The organism is Allosphingosinicella sp. (assembly GCF_036570505.1).
In the GTDB taxonomy this organism is placed as follows: Bacteria; Pseudomonadota; Alphaproteobacteria; order Sphingomonadales; family Sphingomonadaceae; genus Allosphingosinicella.
The window spans coordinates 23,506-29,693 of sequence record NZ_DATCYB010000063.1 but is presented as its reverse complement, the minus strand read 5'-3'; the positions used below and the strand labels follow the sequence as shown (position 1 = coordinate 29,693).

General features: G+C 66.7%; 7 protein-coding genes, 1 tRNA gene and 1 pseudogene. 3 read left to right on the top strand and 6 right to left on the bottom strand.

What is annotated here, in order from left to right; translation table 11 throughout:
* A pseudogene (locus VIR62_RS07875) lies at positions 1 to 392 on the bottom strand (hypothetical protein); the annotation flags it as partial.
* An 82-nt stretch (positions 393 to 474) separates the two neighbouring features.
* Here VIR62_RS07875 and VIR62_RS07870 point away from each other — a divergent pair.
* Positions 475 to 551 (top strand) — tRNA-Arg (locus VIR62_RS07870).
* Between the two features lie 51 nt (positions 552 to 602).
* Here the strand turns inward: VIR62_RS07870 and VIR62_RS07865 are convergent.
* Positions 603 to 791, bottom strand: coding sequence for a DUF3008 family protein (locus tag VIR62_RS07865; RefSeq protein ID WP_431870181.1), 189 nt, complete (start codon positions 789 to 791; stop codon positions 603 to 605).
* Between the two features lie 103 nt (positions 792 to 894).
* Here VIR62_RS07865 and pgl point away from each other — a divergent pair, with 103 nt between their 5' ends.
* Positions 895 to 1,602: a 6-phosphogluconolactonase gene (gene pgl, locus VIR62_RS07860; RefSeq protein ID WP_431870180.1), complete on the top strand. Its 708-nt coding sequence runs from the start codon at positions 895 to 897 to the stop codon at positions 1,600 to 1,602.
* Here pgl and VIR62_RS07855 read toward each other — a convergent pair.
* From VIR62_RS07855 to VIR62_RS07845, 3 genes are read right to left on the bottom strand one after another with little or no spacing between them, the layout of a single operon-like run.
* Positions 1,599 to 2,849, bottom strand: a complete 1,251-nt coding sequence (locus VIR62_RS07855; protein ID WP_431870178.1) for an N-succinylarginine dihydrolase — start codon at positions 2,847 to 2,849, stop codon at positions 1,599 to 1,601. The two genes, pgl and VIR62_RS07855, sit on opposite strands and share 4 nt — an antisense overlap.
* A 1-nt stretch (position 2,850) precedes the next feature.
* Positions 2,851 to 3,870: an arginine N-succinyltransferase gene (locus VIR62_RS07850; RefSeq protein ID WP_431870176.1), complete on the bottom strand. Its 1,020-nt coding sequence runs from the start codon at positions 3,868 to 3,870 to the stop codon at positions 2,851 to 2,853.
* On the bottom strand, positions 3,867 to 5,081 hold the full coding sequence (locus VIR62_RS07845) for a hydrolase (RefSeq protein WP_431870174.1): 1,215 nt from the start codon (positions 5,079 to 5,081) through the stop codon (positions 3,867 to 3,869). Before VIR62_RS07845 ends, VIR62_RS07850 begins: the two co-directional genes overlap by 4 nt.
* A 17-nt stretch (positions 5,082 to 5,098) precedes the next feature.
* Here VIR62_RS07845 and VIR62_RS07840 point away from each other — a divergent pair, with 17 nt between their 5' ends.
* Positions 5,099 to 5,518, top strand: a complete 420-nt coding sequence (locus VIR62_RS07840) for a hypothetical protein (protein WP_431870172.1) — start codon at positions 5,099 to 5,101, stop codon at positions 5,516 to 5,518.
* A gap of 152 nt (positions 5,519 to 5,670) precedes the next feature.
* On the opposite strand, the gene VIR62_RS07835 is transcribed toward VIR62_RS07840, so the two are convergent.
* The gene (locus VIR62_RS07835; protein ID WP_431870171.1) at positions 5,671 to 6,162 is read right to left on the bottom strand and encodes an RNA pyrophosphohydrolase; all 492 of its coding nucleotides are present in this window, start codon (positions 6,160 to 6,162) and stop codon (positions 5,671 to 5,673) included.
* Positions 6,163 to 6,188 lie beyond the last annotated feature (26 nt).

Genomic DNA, 6,188 nt, shown 5'->3' with positions numbered 1-6,188 from the left:
GTAACCGTCGGCGTTCGCGCCATCTCCGCTTCCGAGACGGCGACTTGCGCGGCGATCCAGGATTCCGAGCCGGCGTCCCCCGCCTCCGCTACGGCCGTTCCGGCCTTCGCCGCCGCTTCCCCGAAGGCGCGGTCGCCCTCGTTGGCCGCCGCCCTCAGCTGGCTCAGGCGCGAGACCAGCATGGGATCGGCACCGGCCGGCGCGGGCGAAGGTGTCGGAGCGGGTTCCACCGCCTCCGCGCCGCCAAGACAGGGAGGAACAGGTTGATCACCGCCGGCAAAGTCGCGCTCCACGGCGCGAGGGGCGAGCGAGGGAAAGGAACCCTGTGCCGCACAGCCGCCGACCAGGGCCGACATGGCGATCAGGGCGGGCAAGCGAAGAGCGGCTCTCATCCGTCCCTTCCTATGCGCGCCGGCTTTTGCGAGCAACGGGCTTGCGCCCCCCAACGCTTCCCCCTATGTGCCAGCCCACCGCGCGCCCGTAGCTCAGCTGGATAGAGCACCAGACTACGAATCTGGGGGCCGGAGGTTCGAATCCTTCCGGGCGCGCCATTCCTCCATCGCCATGTAAGCGACGGTTCGCCCCGCATTTTTATCGGGCGCCTAATCCTTGCTTTTGTGCTCCGGTTTTCCCTTGCGGCTGGTCGAGGCCATTTTCTCCAGTTCTTTCTCGCTCATCGATTCCACCATCGATTTCGACGGGCCCTTAAGCTTGCTTTTGGGCGTGTCGCCGCGCTTGGCGGACAGGGCGGCGCCGGCGGCCTTTTGCTGGGACTTGGACTTGGCGGGCATGGCGTTCTCCTTCCTCGCGTCTGGAACACGCCGGCAAAGCGGGTTGTTCCGGGCGCAAGGCGGGGGCTATGGCGGGCGCAAACATCGGAATCGGGATCGAGACATGGACGAAGTTGAGTGGTGGGAGTTCGACACGCCCGCCGAGATGGCGGAACAGATAGCGGGCGACGTCGCCTTCGTGATCGAGAGCGCGGTCGAGGCGCATGGCGGGGCGCGCATGGCGCTGACTGGCGGCCGCACGCCCGACGTCGTCTATGAGGCTTTGCTCAAGAAGGAGATCGACTGGTCGAAAGTCACCCTTCTCCCGACCGACGACCGTCTCGTCCCGCTGGATGACCCGCTCAGCAACTATGCCAAGCTGACCGGCTTCTTCGGCAAGACCGGCGCCGAGATCGTCTCGCTGATCGATGAAGCGGCGCTGGGCGATTATCGCGAGGCGGGACGGCTCGGCGACGCGCGGCTGGCGCGGCTCGACTGGCCGCTCGATCTCGTCATGCTCGGGGTTGGGCCCGATGGTCACACGGCTTCGATTTTCCCCGGCCCCGATCTCGACCGTGCCATCGCCGGTCCCCGCGAGCGCCGCGCGGTCGGCGTGCGCCCCGATCCGATGCCTGCCGAAGCGCCCGTGGAGCGCGTGACCCTGACGGCGGAAGCACTCGCGTCGGCTCGCGCGGTGATGGTCGTGATCACAGGCGACGAAAAGCGGGCGCTGGTCGAGAAGGCTATACAGGAGGGCCCTCTCTCGTCCTCGCCGATCGGCCGTGTCGTTTCGGAGATAGACGCAGCCATCGACATCTTCTGGAGCCGCTAGGCGAGTTCGCTGAGTTCGAGCTGTTCGAGCAGTGCCGCTCGGGCCGCTTCGACGCGTTCCCTGAATTTGGGGTCGAGCAGGTCGGCGGGGGCGACACTCTCCGGCCAGCGTTCGCGGACTATCTCGGCGATGGCGTCGAGCTTCGCCTCGTCGACGATGAAGCGCGGGTCCACGGTGGCGGGATCGGCGACGACGCGGAGGCGAAGGCAGGCGGGGCCGCCGCCATTGGCCATGGACTGGCGCACGTCGACGACGAAGAGCTTGCGGATGGGGCCGTTGCCGGCGACCATCCTTTCGAGCCAGGTCCAAACCGGCGGCGTGTCGCGCGCTTCCTCGGGGAGGACGAGGCCCATGCCGCCTTCGGGCAGCGTGACCAGCTGGGCGTTGAACAGGTAGGATCTTACGGCGTCGTCGAGGGTGACGGCGCTCGCCGGCACTTCGATGATCTCGACCTCGGGGAGCAGGCGCTTCAGCGAGGCGTAGAAGTCCGCCCGATCCTCGAAGGCCTGTTCGTGGGCGAGCAGCACATTCTCGTTGGCGACGGCGACTACGTCGTTGTGGAAAGCGCCGGCGGCGATCGCTTCCTCCGACTGGGCGACGAACAGCGTCCGTTCCGGATCGAGCTGGTGGAGGCGGGCGATGGCACGGCTCGCTTCGACATGCTGGCGGGCGGGGAAGGCGCCGCCGCGCTGGCCGTAGACGAAGACCTCTACGGCCTTGCCGCCGTGGGAGGTGCAGAGGCGCATATGGTTGGCCGCGCCCTCGTCGCCGAAGGTCGGCGGCACGGGCTTGTGGACATGGAAATGCTCGCCGTGGGCGAAGGCGAGGCGAAGCTGCGAGAGCGTGTCCGGCCATTCATGGCTGCGATGCGGCATGGTGCGAAGGTTCGCGACGGTCAGGTGGCAGCGGCCGTCTGCCGTGTCCGGCGCGGGCGACACGGTGGCTGCGTTGGCGGCCCACATCGAAGAAGCGGAGAAGGCGGCGGGACGGATCGAGTCCGGGGCCTCCTCCGCGGTCGTGCCGAGCTCGCTCAGCCACTCGTGGTTGGGGCGGGGGAGGGGAACGAATATCCCTTGCGCCAGGCCGAGGCGGACATTGTGCCGCATCTTCTCGATGCCCTGAAGCGCCGCCGCGCGCGGCTCGGAGACGTGCAGCGCATTAGCCGCAGACGCGAGGTTGCCGAGGCTGAGGCCGGCATAATTGTGGCTGGGGCCGATGATGCCGTCGAAGTTGATCTCGCGAAGCATGTCAGCGCCCCATCGTCACGAACCGGTCGCCTGCCTCGATTTCGAGCAGTTCGGCGGCCTTGGGATCGATCGTCGCCCGGCCGTCGTCGTCCAGCCCGACATTGCCGTAGCAGGCGCGGAAGTCCTTCAAATGCCCCGCCGCCAGCATCACCGGCTCGCTGTCCCAGTCTTCGCTGACGCCGGACAGCGTATATTCGTTCGATTCCCGGATGGTCCGGATCTGGTCCGTCTCGACCGAGACGGTCGGCCCGCCGTCGAAAATGTCGATGTAGTGATCGTATTTGAAGCCCTCGCGCTCCAGCATCTTCATCGCGGCGCGGCCGGAGGGGTGGGGAACGCCCATCACCGCCCGCGCGCTTTCCGGCAACATGGCGGTGTAGATCGGCGTCTTGGGCATCAGGTCGGCGATGAACTGGTTGCCATGGGTGGCGTTGAATTCGTCCGCCTCCTGAAAGCTCATGCCGAAGAAGCGGCCGGCGATGGCGTCCCAGAAGGGGGAGCCGCCCGCCTCGTCGATGACGCCGCGAAGCTCCGCCAGCACGCGCTTACCGAAGCGTTTTCGGTGCTGCTTGACGAAGAGATAGCGGCTGCGGGCGAGCAGCATGCCGAGGCCGCCGGCGCGCTCGCCCGGGTGAAGGAAAAGACCGCCGACCTCGGATGAGCCTTCGAAGTCGGTGACGAGGGTCAGCATCTCGGCGCGGAACGTTTTGCCCAGCGCCTTGGAGGTCTGGGTGAAGGTGCTGATCCGGTAGCTGTAGAACGGCCATTCGGTGCCGACCTGCCCGAACATCTGACAGGTGCCGCGTATCTGGCTGGTCTCGACATTCTCCAGCACCATCACGAACAGGTCGTTGCCCTGCGCCTCGCTGTCGCTGGAGAAGGCTTCCTCGGAGCGGCTGAGCTTGGCCACGAGCGACGCCTTGTCGGCGGGGAGGTTGGTGAAGCCCCCGCCGGTCAGCTTCGCCATCTCGTAAATGGCCTGGAAATCGGCGTTGCTGGCGGGACGGATTCGAAAACTCACAAAGGGGCTCCGGAAGCGAGACGAAGGACGGTGAGGGCCGAGAGCTGGGCGCGCTCGGCGAGGCTCTCGACGATCAGATATTCGTCCGAGGAATGGATGGCGCCGCCGCGCACGCCCATCGTGTCGACGACGGGGACGCCGCAGGCGGCGATATTGTTGCCGTCGCAGACGCCGCCGGTGGCGCGCCAGCTGATCTCTTGGCCCAGATTGGCGCCGCAGCGGCGGACCAGCTCGAACAGTTTCTCGGCCTGGGGATCGACAGGCTTGGGCGGACGGCCGAAGCCGCCGTGGACGTGAATTTTCACGTCATGCTCGGCCGCGACGCCGGCCACGGCCTCGCCGAGCGCCGCCTGGCCTCGGCGTTGCTTCTCGGCGTCCACGGGGCGCATGTTTATACGAAGCACCGCATGATCCGGAACGACATTGTTCGGGCCGCCGCCGTCGATCCGAGCCGGGTTGACCGAGAGGCCGTCGCTTTTGGCGCGGGCGAGGCGCAGCGCCAGGTCGGCGGCGGCGACGATGGCGTTGCGGCCGTCCTCCGGGTTGCGCCCGGCATGGGCGCTGCGGCCCTGGATGAAGATCGAGAAATTGCCGCTCCCTGGCCGCGCGCCCGCCAAGGTGCCGTCGGGGAGCGCGGCGGGCTCATAGGTGAGCGCCGCCTTCTTGTCCCGCGCCGCCTCGGCCAGCAAAGCCGCCGAGCCGGGCGAGCCGACCTCCTCGTCGCTGTTGATGACGATCTCGTAGCCGAGGCTCTGGGCCGCCGCGCTTGCCTCGACCGCCTTCAGCGCCGCCAGCATCACTGCGATCCCACCCTTCATATCGGCAACGCCGGGCCCGCCGAGCACCTTGTGCTTCTCGCGCCAGAAAACGTCCTGGAAGGGGTGATCGACGCCGAACACCGTGTCCATATGGCCGGTGAAGACCAGTTGCACTGGCGCTTCGGGTCGCACCTTCACATGCAGGTTACAGCCATGCCGCACCGGCTTCAGCGATCCATTCGCCTGCATCGCCTCGACCGGCGAAGACTCCTTCAGCGCCAATTCGCCCGGCAGCGCGGCGAAGGCGTCGGCATAAATGGCCGCCATCGCCGCCAGCCCATCGAGGTTGCGCGAGCCGCTGTTGACCGCCGCCCAGTCCGTCACCTGGTCCAGCATCGGCTCGCCCGCGGCGCGCTCCAGCACCGCGCGTTCGTCATTCGTCATGCCCTGCATATCGGGCGCCTTAGCCGATGATTCGTGACGGTGCCACAGCTGGAAGCGGACACGCGGCACCGCTGTGTGCGTTAGGCGCTTTATTCAATGGCAGTTCAGGGCCGGCCGAATACCGCACGCCCAGGGGAGAGATCATGTCAATTCGCTATATAGCCATTGCCGCCGCTGCCCTCGTAACGCGCGCAATCCCGGCTGCAGCCGATCCGGGCGATCAATGGGAGAAGCAGTGGGAAAAGCGAGCGGAGTGCGACAAGAAGCTCTACGAGGCGAAAAGCCGGAAAGACTTCTATCAGAAGGCCAACGAATGCAACCGAGAGCTGGCCAAGCTGGACCGGGAGCAGCGCAAAGAGGCGGCAAAGGCGTGGCGCGAGGCCGAAAAGAAGTGGCGTGAGCGCTATCACGACTATGATGGGCCATATTATCGCTGGGACGATTGAGCCCCACCCGCTTTGGCGATGTCCCGCAATGCCGGGGCCCGCAAATGGCTGCTCGCCGCCCGCTACGGCGGCGCTCACCCTCTCGAACTTCGCCTAAACTCCTCCGTCGCCAAGGCTTCGTATCCTCTCCCGTCAAGGGAGAGGGGGGGCACCTAAAGCCACTTCTCGAACGCCTTGAGCACATTCTCGTAGAGCGTCTTCTTGAAGGGCACTATCATCGCGGGAAGCTCCTTGGGATCGGCCCATTTCCAGGCGCGGAATTCCGGGTGCTCCGTCTCGATGTTCACATCCTCGTCGCGGCCGGTGAAGCGGCAGAGGAACCAGGCCTGGCGCTGGCCGCGCCATTGGCCCTTCCACATCTTGCCGACGAGATCGTCCGGGAGGTCGTAGGTGAGCTCGACAGGGCAGCGGCCGATGATCTCGACCTGCCCGCGCTTGATGCCGGTCTCTTCCTCCAGCTCCCTGAGGGCGCCCGCCTCGGCATCCTCGCCCTCGTCGAGCCCGCCCTGAGGCATCTGCCAGGCCTCCAGCGTGCTATCGAGCCGCTGGGCGACGAATACCCTGCCCTCGCGATTGAGCAGCATCACGCCCGCGCCGGGGCGATAGGGGAGGGCGTCTTTGTCGATCTGGGCGGGCTCGGCCATGGATTCTCCGTTTAACAAGCGAATCG